This window comes from Lentilactobacillus parakefiri, from assembly GCF_002157585.1.
Lineage (GTDB): Bacteria > Bacillota > Bacilli > Lactobacillales > Lactobacillaceae > Lentilactobacillus > Lentilactobacillus parakefiri.
Window position 1 is genome coordinate 110,096 of record NZ_BDGB01000044.1, and the last position, 19,380, is coordinate 129,475.

The window sequence follows — 19,380 nt, forward strand, 5'->3', positions numbered from 1 at the left end:
GAAGATAAATAGCTTGACGGGATGTGTGAATCGAATATAATATTTGCAAGAAATGGGTATTACGCAATAAAAAGAGGCGACTTCATTGGCATTGGATATGAAAAATAAGACGATTTCTACGAGAGTTAACGAAAAAATAGCAAAGAAAGCAAAGCAAAATTTAGCTGATGTCGGAATCACAGTTTCAGAATATCTTCGATTGGCACTGATCTCAGCAGCAGAAGATGGTGTGAGTGATTTGTTGAACTCTCCAGAAGCAATGCAAGCGAAATTTGAAGCTGAACATGGTCAGACCATCAGCATTGGCAGCGTTGAAGATTACAAACGGTGGTCGGAGAGTTTATGATTCAATTTCAAATTAAAGTAACCGGGTAAATCATGCGTGTTAAAATGATTGCTCTTAAATCGTTTAAATCATAAAAATGAGCTGTATCTCCTAATTGTGGTTGGAGGTACAGCTCATTTTTGGCTGAGGGTGAGTGCTATTAAGTTGGCTCGGAATACAGAAGCCTCAATGTTACTTGGACAAATGTCTTCTACAAGCCAGGTACGCTATCCGTTGACATGTCCTGCAAAACTCGGCATAAACGCACTACTAATCGTCTCAACGTCAACGTTTTGTCCTGGCTGTGGTGCGGCAACAAATTGGTTATTGCCGATATAAATGGCAACGTGGTGAGTGGCACCTGCATCGCCCCAGAATAACAGGTCACCTGGCTGAGCTTCGGAAACGGCCTCCTTAGTGACGTGGCTTTCCTGAGTCACGGTATAGTGCCCAAGGCTGATCCCGGCGGCCTTTTGATAGACATAGTCGGTTAGCCCTGAGCAGTCCATGCCTTGGAGTGATTCACCGCCCCAGACGTAGGGGATATTTTGAGTTGCCAGCTGTTTAGCCAAACTGACCACGGCATCAGCTTTAGAATCATTACTGTTGACCGTTGCCTTTGGTGTGCCGGCATTTGGATTGTAGTAATTGGTGCTGCTTTGTTGATTATCCGTTGGGTTGGTATTTTGATAAGTATCTGCGTTGGCAGTTGTGACCGCGCCGCCCATGATGGCACCGGCAGCCGCAAAGCTTAAAATAAGTTTCGTGAATTTCAATGAAGACACCTCGTTTATATATTTGGTAGGCTCATCATAAGCCGGCAACTTTTCAGGGAAGTTACAGAAGTTTTGGGATCTATTAACGAAAGATGTCAGATTGAAATCGACTTCAAGATTTGGTTGCGAAAGGTTAAAGAATTTTATTGCAACGTTGACTTTGCCGGTTGAAGTCTGATGGAAGGAACGGAAACAGTCACCATATTTTATAAAATTTACTATATTATTTATATTTTTCTCTAAATTAGTAAAAACCTCAGCAAAAGTGTTGATTATCAGTAAGAAAACGCTTACACTATAAAATAAATTTGATTAGTCACTATACTTTTAACAAAGAGGGAAATATCATGGAAAAAAGTAGGTTCAAAGTACTCGCAGAAACGGGCATCATGTCACGGCCGGCGACCCGGCTAGTCATGGCTGCCCAGGAATATAAGGCGGACGTTACACTCACATACAATGGCCGGACGGTAAATTTAAAATCGATCATGGGCGTGATGTCGCTTGGCATTCCCCAAAATAGTTACGTCGAAATTGCGGCTGAGGGTGAGGATGAAAAAGAAGCCATGGCTGGCATCGACGCTTATCTGGAAAAGGCTGGGGTGGTTAAGAAAGTTGCCCTCGATGCGGATATCTAACGGATGATACTCAGTAAGGTGTGGTCAAATGACTGCACCTTTTTTGTGGGATGTCACTGAAGAAGCTAATCCTGCCCAATCTTTAGATTAAATTGATATAATGAAGACATCTTATTCAGTGAAAAGAGTGGTTATATTGAGGGGAAAAATTTTATCATTTTTACGTTGAGCGGCCTGCTCATGGTCGGCAGTGGTCTGGTGTTTAATCGGGCCTCCGCCAAATCAGCGCCTAAGCAGACTGTCGTCAACGTTGCATTTAAGTCGACCGATCCAACGCAGCTAACCGACTTTGTCTACAATACTGTTGATTCGACCAGTGCTGATTATCATCAGTATCTGACGCCGACAGCTTTTGCGGCCAAATTCGGCCAACCAGATAGTTACGTTCAGTCGCTGAAAGCTTACCTGGACAACTATCATGTTCAAACGACGATTTATCCGGGCAATCTGGCAGCCAAAGTTACTGGAACGCCGGCCAATGTCCAAAAGGCTTTCAATGCAAAGTACGTCGCAGCTAAAAAAGGCAGTCAGATTACCACGGCTTACAAGTTGCCCGGTAGTCTATCATCTCAAATCGTGGCGGTGATTGGCCTGTATGCAACCAAACCAAAGCCGAAGACTACCAAGAAACCAAATGCCAAGGCAAAGAAGACAACCACCCACAAGCAAGCTGCGATTAACCAGGCAGTCTCAACTGGATTGTCGACAACTGACCAGAAGCCAGACACGGCGCTGAGTGGTAACGCATTTTCCAAGAAATATGGCGTTGCGAAGTTTGCCAACGCCTATCAACTTAATGATTTATATAGTAAGGGTCTTTAAGGAGCTGGTCAGCGGATTGGCATCATCAATGCCAGTGACGTTCGTGACAGCGACCTGACGACCTATTGGCAGCAGGCCGGCGTTAACAACGACCTTAGCCGGATTCGGCATCTGTATACGGTTGATACCAAACAGCAGGCCCAAGCCGCTTTGAATAAAATTATCTCTGCCGGTCAAATGGAAGCTACTTTGGATGTCGAATCGGCTTCAGCGATCGCACCGAAAGCCGGTATTGACCTGTATACTGCCGATACGACCGGTTCAAAGACGACCTTACCATCTTCGTTCTATACGAACTTTATGACGGCGATTTCCAACAACTATGATCAGCAGCTAACGTCCAGCATGGCACCGGGAGCTGAAGTGGCGGCTGACTGGTCTGATAAGAGTGCGACGATTAATCAATACAACGATGCCTTCAATCTGCTGCTGGAACAGGCGGCCGCCCAAGGCATCACCGTCTTCCAAGTTTCTGGTGACCGCGGTCCCTGGGCAGTCTCCAGCGCCAAAGAAAATCATTTGACGTCAACGTCGCCTTATCAAGTCATCGTTGGTGGCACCACGCTGCCTTATCAAAAGGTGATTGAAGCCAAAGTGGTGACTGTCGAAAAAGAACGGGCATGGGGTGATACGTATTCATCACCGGAAAAAGATACCAAGTACAGTAGCTTCAGTGGCGGTGGCGGCGGCTTTTCAGCGTTAAATCCAACTCCCCGCTATCAGTTGGGCCTCCCTGGTGTCAACACGTTTAGAGCCATCAATTACTTGACCTTCAAGAACGGCAAGTACAGCTTGACCAAGGATCCCCAAGTGATCACCGGAACAGGTAATTCTCGTAACCTGCCGGATGTGGCGGGAAATGCGGATGCGCAAAACGGTTACGCCTCATTTGTCTCTGGTAACAAGATCACCCTCAACGCTAAGACTCATAAGCCGGTGATGACGCCGACCCAGATGTGGGTGGTCGATGGTGGAACCAGCTTCACGACGCCACAAATGGCTGCCGCTAATGCGGTTATCAATAGCGGCCTCAAGACACAATTCGGATTTTGGAACCCGCAGATTTACAAATTCGCGCAAGAAGCCGACAGTCCCTTTAACGTTTTGGATGATGCTGAGAACAACGATAATCTGTATTACACCGGTCAACCGGGGATGCTGTACAATCAGGCGACTGGGCTGGGATCGATTAATTTTGAGAAGCTGTTTGGCAAGTTTAGTCAAAACCAGGGTTAGGACCACTGGCATCAGTGGGGTAATGGAACACTGCGCTATCAATCATGTTATGAGTGAATTTCAGTTTAGATAATTAAATCCCCCAGGTAGCCTGACAATTGGTTCATCGGGCTGCCTGAGGGATTTTAATTTGAGTAGATTGTCAGTCAACTGAAAATATCAGCCACCTTGTTAGCGCCTTCAAATTGTTGTAACATTTAGCTTGAAAGCATCAAATCTTTAGGAATATGGGATGAGAATATGGCAGACAATCAGCACCAAAGTAATAAAGTCAGTCGCGAGAACCTCAGCGACTTCGTTCCCGCACTTACTAAGATGATCAGTGATTCGGACGGGAACTTTTCCATCTTCGACTGGGGTAAGGGCGAAATTATCGGCATCGTTCAGCACCACCAGGATTACCCGGATCGGGAACTGGAAGACGTCCTTAATGAAGGCATTCCAAGTGGCTTGGGCTACGACTATCAACCGGTGGACGAGAGTCACTTCCAAGTGGCAGGCAACGACCGCCGGCTGGTGAAAGGCGTCGTGGCGTCAAGAAACGTGGCGGTTCTGATTTCACCAGAGATTCCAGAGAACATCTTGGATTACCTGAAGGTTGATATGCTCAATACCTTGGGAGTGCCGGGGCTGCATTATGAGTATCCGGATGAATTCTAGATGACAGTACACTGAAAGTATTCAGATATCAGAATGATTAACCATAAAGGCTGATGACGGCTCCTCACGATCGAGGGGCCGTCATCAGCCTTGTTCATTTAGTCAATAATCACCGGCACCTTTCCCATCGCCGCCAACACCTTTACCAAATCAGGATAAGACAGTAAAATCGTCGCGGTATTGACATTCGGATGCGCAGAGATTTGCGGTATCTCCTGCAATGCCCGGTTAATCAACACTTTCACCTGGTTATCCTTGTCGTGGACCAGTGCCAGTGGGGTAACCATTCCGGAGACCACGCCGAGCACTGATTCCAATTCTTTTTCACTGGCGAATTCCAGTCGGCTGTGACCCAAGCCCAGCTGATCAGTTAATGATTTAAAGTCGACCCGGTGATCGCCGACCAAATACAAGTAGAACTGATCGGACTTCTTGTCTTTCAATAACAGGTTCTTCACCTCAGGCAGGCCCTTGGGTGTGTTGGGATCATTCATTGTCCAAATTGCCGGATGGTCAACCCGCCGATAATTCACACCCACTCGGGCCAGCAAGTCCAATGCTTCTTGTTCTGTCGCCATTTTCATCAAATCACCTCGTTGAATACATATTATACGCAAAGTTCGCCGAAAGTTTCCATTTTAGCGAAAAGTCGTCTGGGTTAAACTTACTCAAAATCGTCAATATCAGGCCTGACAAGCGATTAGCAGCCCAAATCTCCCGTGTTGTTTGGCCATTAACTTCTATATATACTCGTTTCTTGTGACATTGGCCAATGGATCAATTCAAATACAGGATGGATTCGGAATGAACGATCAACAACGAGAACAATATCAAGAAGCCTATAGATTTCTAATGGATGGTGACCATGAGCTAGTGGTCTTTGGGGTACTAAAGAAAATCCACGTCCGCCAAAATCACCAGTATTACGATGATTTGGTTCAAGAAGGCAAAATGTGCTTTGCTGAGAAGTATATTCAACTGATCAATCAGGACAAACAGCCAGAGTCAGGCCTGGTCTTTATTTACCAAGGCGTATACTGGCATCTGCTTGATTGGCTGCGGAAAGAAACCCGGCAAAGTACCGGAATTGAATATTCTACTGACGAGCAAAATGACCCACTGGAAGACCTAATGGACGATGGGCATGCCGTGGGATTCTGTGAGACCCATATCTTGTCACATGAATTGATGGCAATGCTTAACGAGAGGGAGGCCAATTATTTGCGGCTGGCGTATGAGCAAGGACTGAATATGACAGAGATTGCCAAGGCATGTGGGGTTTCCAGAAAGACCGTCCACGGCTGGCGGAATCGTGTGATTGAGAAGCTGAAAAACGAATTTTGATTTTGGGGTAACACTTTGCCACCCTCATTTCGTTACTAATAGATGTAAGGGTTGGCGCCACCGACTTACAAAATAAGCAGAATAGAGGAGAAGAACAATGCAAAAAGATTGGATGAAATCAAGTGTTGCCTATACGTTGGTTAATGAGGATCACAAGAAAGGTGTTAAGCATTCTTTTTCATACGTTGCGCAAAATGTAACCCCTGAAAAGGTGGCCGCTTTCGGTAAGATCCTGGAAAGCCTGGTTGACGGCAACATCACTGACGCAGCCGTCTCTTCAGTCGACCACGTTGAATTAAGCGACGCATCAAAAGTACCAGCCGCACCAAAAGCGTAATCACTAACTAATAGGAGGAATCATCAATGCGAAAATTAGAACTGGTATTCAAAACCTCAGACGAGAATTTAAAGACCTTGTCAATCAACTATGCCAATGGGGACTTGACCGCAGACACGGTTACCAAAGCAATGGCAGACATTGCCAAGTTGAAGATGTTTGATCGGGACGGGATTGACCCATACGCCACCCCAATTGCCGCTCAGTATCGTAAGACTGAGATCGACAAGTTGTTCGACACTCGAGGAGAATAAGCATAGTAGGTAATTAGCTACGGTTACCTGGCCGGCAGCGGGACAATTCCCGTTGCCGGCTTTTTTGGTTTTGTTATAGTGCAACGGCACACAAAGGTCAGATCTGGTATGTAATCTATTACCTTTAGAGACTAATAAGATGGCAATTCGGTAAATTTATTACAGGATTGTTGTAACTATTTCAATTAAAAGTTTTCAGCGCAATAATGTTGCGATATTAGTTATAAGAAGCTATCATTAGTGTTATTGAGAGTTTAGGTCAGCTCTGCTTGAAGAGGCCGAGCGGTAACGCGAAGAATTCCATTCCAAACCAACTTTTAGCAATCCCATCAGATTATTTATTGTATAATAAGCATACGATTAATTCTTTGGAGGGGTCTTCATGAAAGTTGGTAAGATCATTATTTTAGGTGCGCTGGGATTAGTTATTGGTATCGGGGGTAATCAGCCTGCTCGGATAGGTGCTGCTCGCAGACCGTCAATTTTACGGGTCGTGTCGGAACGAGCCACTGTGAGTCAATACAAGCTAACTGGCGGAACTATTTACAAGGATGACAGTTTAACGAAGGTTAAGGGGGAAAGCCAGTCAATATTCTGATAATGTGTTTTACTCGAACGAAACCATTACCGTAAAGCGGCCCAATGGTAAGCGGGCCATTTACCGGACCTTAGCCAACCGTTACGGCAAGGATTTTGGCTATATTTGGCATGGTTACGCCACTAAGATTAGGGACTTAAGCTGGAACTTTGGCGATTTTGATGCCCCGACTAAGGACTCCGACAATGAAAGTAAGTATTTCAATGCCAGCGAACTGGAGAAAATCAACCAGATTAGAACGGCTGCTGGCAACATCAACAATGACACCAAGAATATCTATGCGGTAAAGCCGGCTTTGTCTGGACAATTCAATCCTGGTAAGTTGAATGATACATATATCAATGGCACGGTTGACTGGATCAACCTGTATCGCAGTCTGTATGGTTTGAGCTCAGTGGTTGCCAATCCTGACTGGAATGTGGAAGCTCAGTATGGGGCGGCAACTTTAGCGGCTGCGGATGAAGGCTTGTCTCATGGACTCGTCGGCATTAGCAAACCCGGCAATATTTCTGAAGATGATTGGGATAGGGGTGCGACGGCAACCAACTCTAGTAATCTTGCGGTCGGATTGGTGTCGCCGGAAGGAAATGTGACCGAATACCTCAACGATGAGGATAATGATGTTCCGGGTCACCGGGACTGGCTGTTAGGTGGGATCACCCAAGTCGGGGTTGGCCAAGCTGCCAACTATAATGATCTGAAGGTATTTGATCGGGAGAACTACCAGGAGAATACACCGGCGGCTGCAATTGAATTTCCTAATAGTGGTGTCTTCCCATATGAAGCGGTCTCGGAGACTCGGTGGTCACTTTCAATTCCTCAAAAAATCGACGGTGATAGCGTGCCATCAATTACGGTATACGATAATACGGCTAACAAGGCGGTTTCTGTAAGTGATATCAGTGTTGATAACGAAAGTTACGGCTACTTTGGCACCACTGTCAGCTATGACCCTGATGAGAACCAGGTTAAATTAAATCATTCATACACGATTTCAATTAGTGGCCTACCTGGTCAGCCTGATACTTCCTATACGACCAAGTTGTTCAGTATTGATAGGGATTCGGCAGCTAATCATTAGTGATAGACAAAATGGCTTTATTCCAGTGTTTTGGAATAAAGCCACTTTTGTTATCTAATTTGTTTCTCTAATTGATAAAACGACAGAAATTTGCGAATTATCTTAAAATATCATGGGATCCAGTTGTAACCAACGTTAATACAATGTGGTCAGAGTCAATCAGGTAAACGACAATCCATTGGTCCAGAACAGAAGAATTGGTTGACAACCGTCCAGGGTGGAACTCACGATAACCTTGCCAGTTACCTGTCAGAGGGTGATCCTTAATCCTTCTTAGGGTTATTTCATCTTTTTCTTCAATTGCCGTAACATAATCAACGATTAAGTTAACCGGATAATGTTGCTTGCTTAATCTCTTAAGCTCACGTATAAATCGCCTACTTCTTAGTATTTCCATCGATTCGATTTACCCATGCTTTCAGAACATCAAGATCGCCGATTCTCTCAACTTGTCCGTTTTCAACTTCCTTTTTGGCAGCTAAGGCTTCTGGCGTATCTAGAAAGTTGACCAGCTCAACCTCATTATTAGCGGCCTTAATTAGAGCGAGGCGGACGTATTCTGATACAGTCAATCCTTCTTTTGCTAAGTTGGCTTTGGCGCGGTCACTGACTTCTTCTGTAACCCGTGTCGAAATTGTCTTGTTTCTTAAAACTGAGTTTGTCATATGATCCCCCCTGTTTACGGATGTACTACATTTGTATGATATCATGGATGCGAATCGCCGGTAACAAATAGGCTTGATCCCTACCTCAAGCGAAGTGATAAATGATGATGTACTTAATAAGGCAGATCCAATAAAACGGTATTCGTATTTTAATTAATGTATAATCATAGATACATACATGGAGGAACAAAAAATGACAGAATTTAATTTCAATTATGCAGACAATCTCACCTTGAACTTTGGGCAAACCAACGCGGCCAACACACTGACCATCGTGTTGAACCTCGGCTGCCCTGATAGCCGCAAGTGGGTATTGGCCAACCGCAACCAGCTGGACGAAGCAGTGACGTCTGGCAATTACAGGTTCACCTTAAGTTTTGGCAGAAGCCCAAAGATGATCTTAAAAACGGCAACGTTGCCCAAAGGTTTATCGATTATGCCAACCCAGAGGCAGCGTTGGCCTTCATTAATCAAATCTACGATCATCAAGATGAGTTAAACGAACAGCCAGTTGCCGATGTTGCGGACTATCTAACAACCAAGTATGGGGTTCATGAAAGTAAGACGGCTGAGGTTGCAGCTCAAGATACTGCTAAAGAAGCGCAGGACAATGGCTTGGTGAGCGTCCCTTCCGTTGTTTTGGGGGATACCGCTTATGCCGATGACACTTTAAAGAATGTTGATGAATTGATTTCTTAGTAATTAGACAGATCGTTGAAAAAATGGCTTTATTCCTGCATTTTGGAATGGCCATTTTTGTGGAGCAAATTATTCTGCTTCTGCTGATTCAGCACTATTCCATCTGTTTCTTCGCCATTTCAACCAGCATCTTATCCGTATATTCATATTCCAACATCTCTAATGTTCTACGGATCGTTTCTTTAAGCACGAAAAACTCAAAGTGCATTGGATCCTCTGGAAAGGTTCCATACTTGAATTGCGAATAAGTGTTTTGGAATTGGTCGGTGCTCGCAACTTCATATTGAGCGTGGAATGCATCATGGAATCGTTGGACTTGGGAAACTTCTCGCTTTCGTTCCTTTAAGAAGTAATCTGATACCTGAACTTGAATCGGGTGGCTGCACTGCTCAAATGTAATTTCCATGGTATTTGGCTGATTCATTTCAGCGACACTTTCAATATTGGTTGTACATATCCAAGATTTATTGCGCTTCTTGCTTGCTTTCAATGGCGCAAATCCCATTCCGCCGTAGACAAATGGCCGGTATTCGAAGATCTTCAGGTAACTATTGACGAGCTTGAGCTGCCTGTAAGATAGGACGGGGTAATTGCACAAACTCTTTTTCAATAGGTGAAGCGGTGTCTGTGGGACACCGATAATTCCCAACTTACAGTCCAGGACAGCAGTTTTTATCTTAGTTCCATTAATGGCAATTAAGCCATCGACATTTTTCCAGTGAATATCTAATGACTTAGACGTCTTTTGAATATGTGACTCGATCAGGTTATTTAATTGAAGGTATTCCCCGTGCACACGTTTACCTACCGGTGTTAAATAATCGACATAATTCATGTAATTCAATTCTCCTTAGATAGATTTTGTTTGCTATCGATGAACAACTGTTCGCACAAATAACAACAAGACCGCATTTTACAGGATCCTTGATACAACGGCAACCTTAAAAGCTGAAATTTCCATTACTTTTTCACGAGATAATTCATGCCATATTGTTTATCAAGACAGAACAGCTCACGGTTGGGGGGACAGGCTCGTTTGATGACCTTATCTATTAAGAGGACGTTTAACGGTGAGTGCATTAAAAAGTCTACGCCCAATGTACGCTTATCTTTTTCTAAAGGATTCATCACCCAGACGAAAAAGGACCCCAGCAAAATTTGCCGAGGTCCTTCATTAGGAAAGTTATCTGATTAGTCTAGTTATGCAGGAAAGCCTAGAAGTGTGATTAACGAATGATCTTAATAATACCAGGATTGGTGGTAATGTATCCGCCGGCAACCCGATACCGCAGTTAAAGATGCGGCAAATCGCAACATGACGCGTGTTATACTCAGATCCTAGCTGGGTGGTGGACCGCGTCTAGGACATGTTGCCGTTTGTGTGAGGCTTATTTAAGCAAACAAATGTGGTACCGCGCAAGAGCGCCCTTTCGGAGAATTATTCTCCGGAGGGGCGCTCTTTTTCGTCCATCAGCTCGGTTCCTAGTTAACTAAGCTTCTCATCGATTCCTAATTAAATCTAGGAGGCTTCTAATATGAAACATAAAACTTTAGCATTATCAATGACATTATTAATGGGTCTGACCCTTTCTGCCTGTGGGACAGCCGCTGCTCACCACAAATCCTTGAACGTGACGCTCCCCGATGAACCGGCCACCGTAGATCCCAACACGGCTTACGATACCAATAGTGCCAGTCTGATCAGTCAGACGATGGAAGGCCTCTATAAGTATAATGGCAAGAACCAATTAGTAGCGGGTGTCGCCACCAAGGTCGTCAAACCCACCAACGGCGGGAAAACTTACACCTTCACTTTAAGAAAAGACGCCGAGTGGAGCAACGGCAAACCCGTAACCGCCAATGATTTTGTGACTTCCTTCAGACGAACCGTTGACCCTAAGACCAAAGCCCAATTTGCCAGTGTCTATGACAGTTTTAAGAACTTTGCGGCGGTTCAAGCTGGCAAACTGTCTCCCAATAAGCTTGGAGTAAAGGCACTAAACACCCATAAGCTACAAATTCAGTTAAGCCGCCCAGTCCCGTATTTCAACGGTCTGGTTGCGACTAAATACTTACCGATCAATACGGCCGCTGTGAAGAAGTACGGCAAGAAGTTCGGCACCAACGCCGAGTCTTCGGTTTACAATGGCCCCTATAAATTGGTGGGCTGGACCGGCAGCAACTCCGCCTGGCACTACGTCAAGAATCCTTACTATTACAACGCCAAGAACGTGAAGATTGCCAAGGTCAACGTCAGCGTTGCCAAGGATCAAAACACGGCGGTTAACCTATTCAAAGGCGGTAAGGTTGATGTCACGACGGTTACCGGCCAATATGTCCGCCAGAACAAAAACGATGATGAAATGCACACCCATTTGACTGGGCGGGTGAACTACCTGTACTTCAATAACAAACGCAAAAAGACCAACTCAGAGAATTTGAGAAAAGCAATGTCGATGGTTATCAACCGGAAGACGTTGACCGACAGTGTGCTTCAAGACGGCTCCAAGCCAATGCTGAGCGCCGTGCGGCTGAATGATCAAAAAGATCCGGCAAATGGTAAAGATATGGCTCAACAGGTTGGCAACTTACTACCATATAATGTCGATCAGGCTAAAAAGTACTGGCAGGCTTATCTGAAAGAAACCGGGCAAAAGAACGTGACCCTGAATCTGTTGACCGATGATACCGATCAAGATAAGCACACTGGTGAATATTTGCAGTCAGCGGCTCAAAAGGCCTTTAAGGGCTTGGAGGTCACTGTGACGTCGATCCCGCACGCCCAACACGTTGCCCGAGACTTTGCCGGCACCTTTGACATGAACCTGACCGGCTGGAGCACTAACTGGCTGGACTCGTCGGACTTTCTCGGCCTGGCAGCCTCAAGTAACCAGGTTAACTTTACTCATTTGAAAGATGCCAAATTGGATAGTCTGTTGAATGAGTCGAACAGCTTGACGGGTCAAGCTCGCTACGACAAGTTGGTCGCTGCCGACAAACAATTGGTGAACAACATGGACTACGTGCCGCTGTATCAGCCGGCTACCGCAAATTTGATCAACAAGAAGCTTAGCGGCCTGAAGTTCTCACTGATCCAAGACGCGCAATATCAGTATGCATACTGGAAATAATTGGAGGAATTGACGATGACAAAAACACTTTTTCATAACTTTTCATTATTTGACGGCAAGAACACTGAAAACGAGGCGAATGCCTGGTTTGTGGTTGAGGATGGCAAATTAGTTGACCGGGGAACCGGCAACACACCTAATGCGGACGAGACTGTTAATTTGGATGGCCGCTTCGTGATGCCAGGGCTGTTCAACGTTCATTCCCATTTAACTTCGCACCCGGATAAGTTCGACGGCGGCTTTGATACTTCTGAAGCCGAGTCGGCATACTACGCGCTTCATCATCTAAGACAGTTATTGAAGTCGGGCGTGACCTACGTGCGTGAGTGCGGGGATGCTTACGATACGGACATCAAATTAAAACGGCTTCAGGCAGCCGGTGTTTTGAAGCACGTTCCTGAACTTCAGCCGTCTGGCAAAGCAATGTCGATGACTGGCGGCCACGGGGATGGGCCACACATGGCATATTTGACTGATTCGCCAGATGAGATGAGAAAGGCTGTCCGGACCGCGCTGAAGAATGGCGCCAGAGTGATCAAGATGATGGGGTTGATCCCCGGAACACGGATTCTACATCAATGAAGCCGAGTGTCGTCAGGCGTTGAAACAGGAGACGGTGATCACACCGACTCTGATTGCCGAAATGAATATTCCTAAGTATGGTAAGGGGGTGTTGCCGGAATGGGAAATTAAGAAAGCGGAGGATGCCTTGGACGATACATACGCTAACTTTAAGCGGGCTCATGAGATGGGGGTTCCGTTTACGTTGGGCACCGATGCCGGCACGCCGTTTAACGGGTTTGATCAAACGCCGGTTGAGTTTGAGTATCTCAAGAGGGTGGGGATGACGCCGGCCGAAGCCTTTCAGTGTTCAACGTTGAATTCACCTAAGCTTTGTGATGTTGCTGATGATAACGGGACTTTAGAGGTTGGAAAATACGCGGACTTCCTAGTTTTGGACAATGATCCGTTGCAAGACGTCCGAGCGGTTCAGCAGGTGGATAAGGAAGTGTACCTTCGCGGAAATCGTGAATTTTAGGCTTTCGGTGATAAAATTTGCCGTTGTCGTTATGAACTGTTAAAATGAATGATGATTAAATGTTGAACAAGTTATCAATCAGTTAGACCGATTGTTATTTATTATAGAAGCATTTAATCGAAAGTCGGACATCTAAATGGGTGGTAAATGGTGTCCGGCAAAGCTTCCGAGCTTTTTTTATCACCGCTGTTGTTGGAAATTCTGGATCCAAAGATGTTTCATCGCGTGGTTTTGTAATATATTCCGGAATCGGCATGTACGTGAGCACAAAATTATGTATAGTTTGACATTGAATCTTTGACGGTTTGATGATGAGAAATGGTCTTGCAGCAAACCATTTTGGCTTGCAACAGAGGGTATCTCAATAAGTTATGCTGGTTGAGTAATCATTGTTACAGCAGTGTTTCAGATATAACAAATCAACAAAATGAAGCTTTTGTCTTGCAAGGGAACACTTTCGGCGATAGAATGTAAATGTAGAGTTGATTGGGTAGAAAAATTCGCCGTTGTTATTTTGCCTCATTTGGGGTAAGATGATAACTGCAGTTTACATATACCTAGTGAACTACAAATCATATTATATTGGAGGAGACAAGATAATGAAATCAAGCTTGAAGAAATCATTATTTGTAGGCTTAGCTGCTTTAGGCTTCGTCGCAGTTGCTGGTTCTGCTAACGCAAACTCAGCTTCAGCAAAGAGCTATGCTAAGGTTACATCAAACAAGGCCTTAACTTCTGACGCTACTACTCGTAACGTTAACGTTAATGGTACTAATGCACTTTATACTAAGGCTGGTACCTTGAAGGGTGCCAAGACTGTTGCTACTAAGAGCACTTTAGCTAACTTAAAGGACTCAAAGCAAGGTCAAAAGAACTGGCGTGTATACCGTGTTGCTACTACTAACCGTGGATCAGTTTACTACAAGATCGTATCATTCGATAAGACCTACCGTGGCTGGATCTATGGTGGTAAGAGCACTGCTTCATTCGACGGCGGTGTTGCTCAATACAACACGACTACTGCACCTGCAGCAGCTGCAAACACCAGCTCATCAGCATCTTCAGCATCAATTAACACTCAACGCCAAACTACTGCTTTGACTGATGCTCAAAAGAATGCTACCTACAAGATCACCAAGGCCGGGACTGCAAATGATGGCACTGCCACCACTTACACTTACCCAGCTTGGACTGAGTATCGTAAGGGCCGTACCGTTACTGATGCTACCCCTTATGCTAACGACACTTTCAAAGTCGTTGACGCTACTACTCGTACTCGTGAAGGCGACCTTTGGGTTAAAATTCAAGACACGAATGCTACCAATGGTCAAAAGATCAATGGCTGGATCCTTTACAGTGCCTTAACTGCTCAACCTACTAAACCTACTACACCAACAGTAACTGATAATGTTCCGCAAAGTGATCAAGTTGGTATTAAGATTGTTGACTTAAACGGCAAACAGTTAGGCAAGACTTATCTTGTGACTAAGAATACCACTGAAACTACTGGTTATCAGACAATTGTGGCTAACTTCCCTAATTTAGATTTAACTGACCATCAGACTGCTAACGGCGGTGCAGACGTTGCATATGCTGCATTCTTAAGCGCTGCTGGTGTCACTGGTTATGGTTCTGCACCATTGACCAACTCTCAGTTAACTGCTAATTCATCGGCTATCAAGGCAGCTTCATATGGGAAAACTATTACCATCACTGTAGCACCTGTTAATGCCGTTGCATTTGCAAGTTCTATTAAGTTGAATGCTGATCGCCGTGGCGCCGGTGATGGTACTTTTGTCGGCGACTCGGAGCCTGACGCAACTGCAGCAGTTCAATTAAGTAATAAGACCTATACTTCATTGAGCACGCTGGAGAACTCAATCGTGAATGATGCTAAGCTACAAGGCGCAAATGGATCCACATTAAGCACCCAACAATTCCAGGATGCATTGACCGCTGAGCATGCTGATACTATTTACTTCACTTGGGACATTACTGCAGGTAGATGGTTGACTCAATCAGATTTGAAGACAGATGGTTCAATTAAGGATGACGTTATTAACCACAATCATCAATTCACTGTTATCAAGAGTTCAATGAGCAAAGATTTTCTTGATGGTGGTAAAACTAATGGTCGGGATGCAGGATTATTCCTCAACGGTACGACTGCCATTACTGGTGTCCCGGTATTCTTTGACAATAATTCGAACGTATTCACAGCTGCACCAAAATCATTGGTACTTGATTACAGTGTCGTAAAATCCGCACCAATTTCATTGACTCAAACCAACCCATCAGCATCTAAAGATTTCGCAGGATTAGCACATCTAAAGATTGCGCAGGATTAGCAAACGATAAAATTCACTAATTTAAAAGTCTATCAAAGATAACTTTTCCACTGAAAAGATCTTCTTTCTCACAAAGAAGGTCTTTTTTGGGGTCTATGATATTTAGTGTTGATGGATTTTATCTATCAACACTAAATATCATAGACCCGCAAAAATTTGAGTATTTGCATAGCGCACATTCATTGGCACCACAGACCAAGCATACTTAAGAATGATCAAATGCTAATGACCCAACATCAAATGGCCGTTTGGACATCAAGAACACTAACGGTGTTGGTAACACTGCTGGTGGTATCTTGAACGGCAGCATGCTCGGTCAAAAGGTTACTGTTTACAAGATGGACATCAAGGCTGATAACTTCAACCCAGATGCACAAAAGACTGCTGGTCTTGTTCCTATCTTCCCACTTGGAAAGACTCCAATTGTTCCACTTGCATGGGATGGATTTCTTGAAGGTTCTTCTGGTAGTGCCCACAAGACATTCACCATTACCCAAGGCTCAGCTGCATACGCTGCTAAGACTTTGAAGGCAATGTACAATGGTACTCAAGACTAATTTAATTATTTCTCTTTGAGTCATCGTTATACGAAAAAAGTCAGACATTATGTCTGGCTTTTTTTGCTATACATGAGAAATGTGTTGTTGGTACGCAACTTGCTTATACTTACTTAACCAAAGCATGTTACAAGATCTTAATATACACTTTCAGACTTATCCTCAAAGAACCGCCTGTTATGCGGTATAATATAACTGTACTAAATATGAATGTGGAGGGGTATTGTATATGAAATCGACTTTTAAGAAATCATTATTTGTTTCAATGGCAGCACTTGGTTTGTTTGCTGCAGCAGGGGCTACTACAGCTAATGCTAAGAAGAAATCATATCCGACAACTCGGGTTAACCGCGTGCTCAAGACTAACCCATATGATCGAAACGTTGTCTTCACCGGTTCTAATGCAATGTATAACAAGATGGGGACTTTGAAAGGTGCTCGGGTGGTTGCCACTAAGTCAACCATCAAAGACCTGATTAACGCTCGTCAATCTAAGAATAATCTTCGTGCTTATCGCTACGGGGTTACCAGCAAAGGGTCTGTTTATTACAAAGTTGTTTCCTTTGATGGCCAATACCGTGGCTGGGTTTATGGTGGTAAGAGTACCAGCAACTTTGCTGGCGGCATCAAGCCAACCACAACCTTTACTGAAGGCAGTTTGAGTCAAGATCAAAAGGACACTGTTTATCGTCTGACCACGCCGGGAATTGCCAACGACGGCAAGAGTGCAACTTACATGGATCCAATGTACACGCAATACAAATTAAACCATGACGATCGTCAAGTTGATAACACATCCAACTACGGCATGGCAAGATTCCGTCTTGATCGAATCGGTACCCGAACTCAAGAGGGTGACACCTGGGTATACATCGTTGCAACCGACCCTGCTTACACAGTTGTGAACGGCTGGATTAAGCTGGACGGTTTAACTGCAACTGGTACAATTGCCAATTAATCAAATCAAATAATCTCGCATCATTGATCCCCGTTCTGGCTTTGGCTGGGGCGGGGATTGGGTGTATACGGAATACCTTAAAATGTACCACTAAAAAACAGCTAATCTATGAGCTCAATTCTACGCGTTATCAATTTCCCAGCGTTAGAATATAGGTGTACGAAATATCGATTTAGGAGGGGATCACATCATGAACTTGAATTTAAAAAAATCATTATTTGTTTCCTTAGCAGCTTTAGGGCTGGTGTCTGCAGCTGGTGTCGCAACCGGCCAGACCGCCAGTGCCAAGACTTATGCCAAAGTGACCATGAATTCTGTATTGAACTCTGATCCAACTACTCGAAACGTCACCATGACCGGCACCAATGCTTTGTACAATAAAGGGTACTTTACGGGGTGCACGGGTGGTTGCTTCTAAGTCGACGGTTTCTAATTTGGCCAACGCCAACGTTTCAACCGCCAACTTCCGGGTTTATCGGGTTGCTACGACTAACCGGGGATCGGTCTATTATAAGGTCGTTTCATTTGACCAGAATTTCCGTGGCTGGATTTATGGCGGTAAGAGCACCGGCAGTTTTGCCGGTGGCATTGCCCCATACACCACGTTTACCTCAACACTTCTGGGCGTTAATCCACAAGTAACGACTTATAAGATTACCACGCCCGGGACCGGTGATGATTCGGTTACCTGGGATTCACCACAGTATACCCAGTACAAAGTCGGCAAGACGATTACCGATTCGACGCCTTACGCCAACGCAACCTTTAAAGTCGACCAAAGCGGTTATCGAACTCGTGAAGGCAGTAATGACGTTTGGGTTCACATCGTTTCCAACCAGCCGGCTAATACGGTTGCCAATGGTTGGATTAAGCTGAGCTCGCTGACGCCGGTTCAGACTCAACAGGCGGATAACGCCATTTGGATTAACTTGAATGACCCAAGCGGCAAGACCGTTAAGACTGTGGATTATCCTGTTCAAAATGCCACCAAGGGAACCAAACTTGGCAGCTATTCACAAACTTCTGGCCTTTGGACACTGTCCGACCAGACGGCTACTGACATTGTCAACCAAATCAATAGCAATCTGACCAACAGCGGTTACAAACTAGAATCAACGACTTTGACCACGGTTGAGCGGGCTGCTTTGGCGGCTGCCCAATTTGGCACCGGCTCGGTTAACATTCCAGTTGTCAGCACCACTACGAATAGTGCCTACAGCACCATTACGCCATACGCAACCAATTCCAATAATAACGGCGCTGGTGCCCACGCATTAGCTGCCGTTAATAATGGTGTGGTGAACGCCGGCAGTAACTTTGTCGACACCAATCCAAACGCCGACGGCAACCAGACGGGTTACCTGTCTGCCAGTGATTTCAATAACTTCAGTCAAGCTCAGCAGCAGACCATTTTGACTGCAATGACTAAGGCTTATACCGGCGATCCAGATCACTATGGTGCTTCTTACCTTAATGGTTTAAACGCTGCCTTTAAGACCGCCGCAGAAGGCCAATACGTTGCGCCATCCGGCCTTAACTTCAGCAATAGCGGCGCCGCCAATGGCTCGACCTTTACCAGTGATCAGTTGATGAGCTATGTTCGAAGCAACCCAAGCCTATTGACCTTGCAGTCGCCGAAATACCCTGAGTTCATATTGCCGGCATCGTCAGGAACCGGCGTCACGGTTGTCTGGAACACGATCAATTACACGGCTAGCTCAGGATCGAACGGCACGATTGGGCAACCAGTTAACGTGTTCTATAACTTTTACGACTAAAATAAGTGAGCTCCGAAGCCTGGTTTATCTTGGCAAGTAGCTTCACTTTGACTAAAAGTCATCTTCCCCGTAGAAGGTGGCTTTTTTTCTGCCCCATGTAGCGTAAAATGGGTAATGAACTTAAATGAGGGGGA

At 45.0% G+C, this 19,380-nt stretch carries 22 protein-coding genes and 1 pseudogene; 18 read left to right on the forward strand and 5 right to left on the reverse strand.

Features of this window, described 5'->3' with window-relative positions; translation table 11 throughout:
• Window positions 1-85: 85 nt before the first annotated feature.
• Window positions 86-346 (forward strand): type II toxin-antitoxin system RelB/DinJ family antitoxin, encoded by a 261-nt coding sequence (locus LPKJCM_RS04575; RefSeq protein WP_225364118.1) that lies wholly within the window; start codon window positions 86-88, stop codon window positions 344-346.
• Window positions 347-552: 206 nt separating this feature from the next.
• Here the strand turns inward: LPKJCM_RS04575 and LPKJCM_RS04580 are convergent, their stop codons facing one another.
• On the reverse strand, window positions 553-1,101 hold the full coding sequence (locus LPKJCM_RS04580; RefSeq protein ID WP_057962486.1) for a C40 family peptidase: 549 nt from the start codon (window positions 1,099-1,101) through the stop codon (window positions 553-555).
• A gap of 347 nt (window positions 1,102-1,448) precedes the next feature.
• Between LPKJCM_RS04580 and LPKJCM_RS04585 the strand changes: the two genes are divergently transcribed.
• From LPKJCM_RS04585 to LPKJCM_RS04595, 4 genes are all read left to right on the forward strand, one after another.
• The gene (locus LPKJCM_RS04585; RefSeq protein ID WP_057962485.1) at window positions 1,449-1,739 is read left to right on the forward strand and encodes a phosphocarrier protein HPr; all 291 of its coding nucleotides are present in this window, start codon (window positions 1,449-1,451) and stop codon (window positions 1,737-1,739) included.
• Between the two features lie 180 nt (window positions 1,740-1,919).
• A complete protein-coding gene (locus tag LPKJCM_RS13885) occupies window positions 1,920-2,561 on the forward strand; it encodes a protease pro-enzyme activation domain-containing protein (protein WP_338068352.1) in 642 nt (213 codons plus the stop codon).
• A 150-nt stretch (window positions 2,562-2,711) separates the two neighbouring features.
• Window positions 2,712-3,797 (forward strand): S8/S53 family peptidase, encoded by a 1,086-nt coding sequence (locus tag LPKJCM_RS13890; protein ID WP_338068353.1) that lies wholly within the window; start codon window positions 2,712-2,714, stop codon window positions 3,795-3,797.
• 240 nt (window positions 3,798-4,037) lie between these two features.
• On the forward strand, window positions 4,038-4,457 hold the full coding sequence (locus tag LPKJCM_RS04595; RefSeq protein WP_057962484.1) for a hypothetical protein: 420 nt from the start codon (window positions 4,038-4,040) through the stop codon (window positions 4,455-4,457).
• A gap of 98 nt (window positions 4,458-4,555) precedes the next feature.
• On the opposite strand, the gene LPKJCM_RS04600 is transcribed toward LPKJCM_RS04595, so the two are convergent.
• Window positions 4,556-5,041 carry a YbaK/EbsC family protein gene (locus tag LPKJCM_RS04600; RefSeq protein ID WP_057962483.1) on the reverse strand — a complete coding sequence of 162 codons (486 nt, stop codon included), beginning with the start codon at window positions 5,039-5,041 and terminating at the stop codon, window positions 4,556-4,558.
• Window positions 5,042-5,261: 220 nt separating this feature from the next.
• Here LPKJCM_RS04600 and LPKJCM_RS04605 point away from each other — a divergent pair, with 220 nt between their 5' ends.
• The 5 genes from LPKJCM_RS04605 (at window position 5,262) to LPKJCM_RS04625 (ending at window position 8,071) form a co-directional block, all read left to right on the forward strand.
• A complete protein-coding gene (locus tag LPKJCM_RS04605) occupies window positions 5,262-5,801 on the forward strand; it encodes an RNA polymerase sigma factor (RefSeq protein ID WP_057962482.1) in 540 nt (179 codons plus the stop codon).
• Window positions 5,802-5,898: 97 nt separating this feature from the next.
• Window positions 5,899-6,138 (forward strand): DUF1659 domain-containing protein, encoded by a 240-nt coding sequence (locus LPKJCM_RS04610; protein WP_057962481.1) that lies wholly within the window; start codon window positions 5,899-5,901, stop codon window positions 6,136-6,138.
• A gap of 26 nt (window positions 6,139-6,164) precedes the next feature.
• Window positions 6,165-6,392 (forward strand): DUF2922 domain-containing protein, encoded by a 228-nt coding sequence (locus LPKJCM_RS04615; RefSeq protein ID WP_057962480.1) that lies wholly within the window; start codon window positions 6,165-6,167, stop codon window positions 6,390-6,392.
• Between the two features lie 382 nt (window positions 6,393-6,774).
• Complete coding sequence (locus LPKJCM_RS04620; protein ID WP_057962479.1) at window positions 6,775-6,990, forward strand: hypothetical protein; 216 nt, start codon at window positions 6,775-6,777, stop codon at window positions 6,988-6,990.
• Window positions 6,991-6,994: 4 nt separating this feature from the next.
• Window positions 6,995-8,071 (forward strand): CAP domain-containing protein, encoded by a 1,077-nt coding sequence (locus tag LPKJCM_RS04625; protein ID WP_057962478.1) that lies wholly within the window; start codon window positions 6,995-6,997, stop codon window positions 8,069-8,071.
• A gap of 97 nt (window positions 8,072-8,168) precedes the next feature.
• Here the strand turns inward: LPKJCM_RS04625 and LPKJCM_RS04630 are convergent, their stop codons facing one another.
• Entirely contained in the window at window positions 8,169-8,468 is a 300-nt protein-coding gene (locus LPKJCM_RS04630) for a type II toxin-antitoxin system RelE/ParE family toxin (RefSeq protein ID WP_087069555.1), read from the reverse strand.
• Window positions 8,449-8,736 carry a plasmid mobilization protein gene (locus tag LPKJCM_RS04635; protein WP_057962477.1) on the reverse strand — a complete coding sequence of 96 codons (288 nt, stop codon included), beginning with the start codon at window positions 8,734-8,736 and terminating at the stop codon, window positions 8,449-8,451. The genes LPKJCM_RS04630 and LPKJCM_RS04635 overlap by 20 nt, the downstream gene beginning before the upstream one ends.
• A 306-nt stretch (window positions 8,737-9,042) precedes the next feature.
• Between LPKJCM_RS04635 and LPKJCM_RS04640 the strand changes: the two genes are divergently transcribed.
• Window positions 9,043-9,435: a thioredoxin domain-containing protein gene (locus LPKJCM_RS04640; protein ID WP_057962476.1), complete on the forward strand. Its 393-nt coding sequence runs from the start codon at window positions 9,043-9,045 to the stop codon at window positions 9,433-9,435.
• A gap of 94 nt (window positions 9,436-9,529) precedes the next feature.
• On the opposite strand, the gene LPKJCM_RS04645 is transcribed toward LPKJCM_RS04640, so the two are convergent.
• Entirely contained in the window at window positions 9,530-10,270 is a 741-nt protein-coding gene (locus LPKJCM_RS04645; protein ID WP_057962475.1) for a competence protein ComK, read from the reverse strand.
• Between the two features lie 700 nt (window positions 10,271-10,970).
• On the opposite strand from LPKJCM_RS04645, the gene LPKJCM_RS04650 reads away from it, so the two are divergent.
• The 7 genes and pseudogenes from LPKJCM_RS04650 to LPKJCM_RS04675 all read left to right on the forward strand — a co-directional run bounded on the left by LPKJCM_RS04650 (window position 10,971) and on the right by LPKJCM_RS04675 (window position 19,246).
• Window positions 10,971-12,566 carry a peptide ABC transporter substrate-binding protein gene (locus LPKJCM_RS04650; RefSeq protein ID WP_057962474.1) on the forward strand — a complete coding sequence of 532 codons (1,596 nt, stop codon included), beginning with the start codon at window positions 10,971-10,973 and terminating at the stop codon, window positions 12,564-12,566.
• A gap of 15 nt (window positions 12,567-12,581) precedes the next feature.
• Window positions 12,582-13,605, forward strand: a pseudogene (locus tag LPKJCM_RS04655) (metal-dependent hydrolase family protein).
• A gap of 599 nt (window positions 13,606-14,204) precedes the next feature.
• Entirely contained in the window at window positions 14,205-15,953 is a 1,749-nt protein-coding gene (locus LPKJCM_RS13475; protein ID WP_225364119.1) for an S-layer protein, read from the forward strand.
• A 248-nt stretch (window positions 15,954-16,201) separates the two neighbouring features.
• Complete coding sequence (locus tag LPKJCM_RS04665; RefSeq protein ID WP_057962473.1) at window positions 16,202-16,510, forward strand: hypothetical protein; 309 nt, start codon at window positions 16,202-16,204, stop codon at window positions 16,508-16,510.
• Between the two features lie 229 nt (window positions 16,511-16,739).
• Entirely contained in the window at window positions 16,740-17,468 is a 729-nt protein-coding gene (locus LPKJCM_RS04670) for a hypothetical protein (RefSeq protein ID WP_057962472.1), read from the forward strand.
• A 190-nt stretch (window positions 17,469-17,658) separates the two neighbouring features.
• Window positions 17,659-17,886, forward strand: a complete 228-nt coding sequence (locus LPKJCM_RS13480) for a hypothetical protein (RefSeq protein ID WP_225364120.1) — start codon at window positions 17,659-17,661, stop codon at window positions 17,884-17,886.
• Window positions 17,873-19,246 carry a surface layer protein SlpB gene (locus tag LPKJCM_RS04675; protein ID WP_225364121.1) on the forward strand — a complete coding sequence of 458 codons (1,374 nt, stop codon included), beginning with the start codon at window positions 17,873-17,875 and terminating at the stop codon, window positions 19,244-19,246. The genes LPKJCM_RS13480 and LPKJCM_RS04675 overlap by 14 nt, the downstream gene beginning before the upstream one ends.
• The last annotated feature ends 134 nt before the right edge of the window (window positions 19,247-19,380 follow it).

Excerpts from the sequence above, each read along its gene's own strand:
- LPKJCM_RS04585 (WP_057962485.1), top strand. The coding sequence starts at position 1,449 with ATGGAAAAAAGTAGGTTCAAAGTACTCGCAGAAACGGGCATCATGTCA.
- LPKJCM_RS13885 (WP_338068352.1), top strand. The coding sequence starts at position 1,920 with ATGGTCGGCAGTGGTCTGGTGTTTAATCGGGCCTCCGCCAAATCAGCG.
- LPKJCM_RS04595 (WP_057962484.1), top strand. The coding sequence starts at position 4,038 with ATGGCAGACAATCAGCACCAAAGTAATAAAGTCAGTCGCGAGAACCTC.
- LPKJCM_RS04600 (WP_057962483.1), bottom strand. The coding sequence starts at position 5,041 with ATGAAAATGGCGACAGAACAAGAAGCATTGGACTTGCTGGCCCGAGTG.
- LPKJCM_RS04605 (WP_057962482.1), top strand. The coding sequence starts at position 5,262 with ATGAACGATCAACAACGAGAACAATATCAAGAAGCCTATAGATTTCTA.
- LPKJCM_RS04610 (WP_057962481.1), top strand. The coding sequence starts at position 5,899 with ATGCAAAAAGATTGGATGAAATCAAGTGTTGCCTATACGTTGGTTAAT.
- LPKJCM_RS04615 (WP_057962480.1), top strand. The coding sequence starts at position 6,165 with ATGCGAAAATTAGAACTGGTATTCAAAACCTCAGACGAGAATTTAAAG.
- LPKJCM_RS04620 (WP_057962479.1), top strand. The coding sequence starts at position 6,775 with ATGAAAGTTGGTAAGATCATTATTTTAGGTGCGCTGGGATTAGTTATT.
- LPKJCM_RS04630 (WP_087069555.1), bottom strand. The coding sequence starts at position 8,468 with ATGGAAATACTAAGAAGTAGGCGATTTATACGTGAGCTTAAGAGATTA.
- LPKJCM_RS04635 (WP_057962477.1), bottom strand. The coding sequence starts at position 8,736 with ATGACAAACTCAGTTTTAAGAAACAAGACAATTTCGACACGGGTTACA.
- LPKJCM_RS04645 (WP_057962475.1), bottom strand. The coding sequence starts at position 10,270 with ATGAATTATGTCGATTATTTAACACCGGTAGGTAAACGTGTGCACGGG.
- LPKJCM_RS04650 (WP_057962474.1), top strand. The coding sequence starts at position 10,971 with ATGAAACATAAAACTTTAGCATTATCAATGACATTATTAATGGGTCTG.
- LPKJCM_RS13475 (WP_225364119.1), top strand. The coding sequence starts at position 14,205 with ATGAAATCAAGCTTGAAGAAATCATTATTTGTAGGCTTAGCTGCTTTA.
- LPKJCM_RS04670 (WP_057962472.1), top strand. The coding sequence starts at position 16,740 with ATGAAATCGACTTTTAAGAAATCATTATTTGTTTCAATGGCAGCACTT.
- LPKJCM_RS13480 (WP_225364120.1), top strand. The coding sequence starts at position 17,659 with ATGAACTTGAATTTAAAAAAATCATTATTTGTTTCCTTAGCAGCTTTA.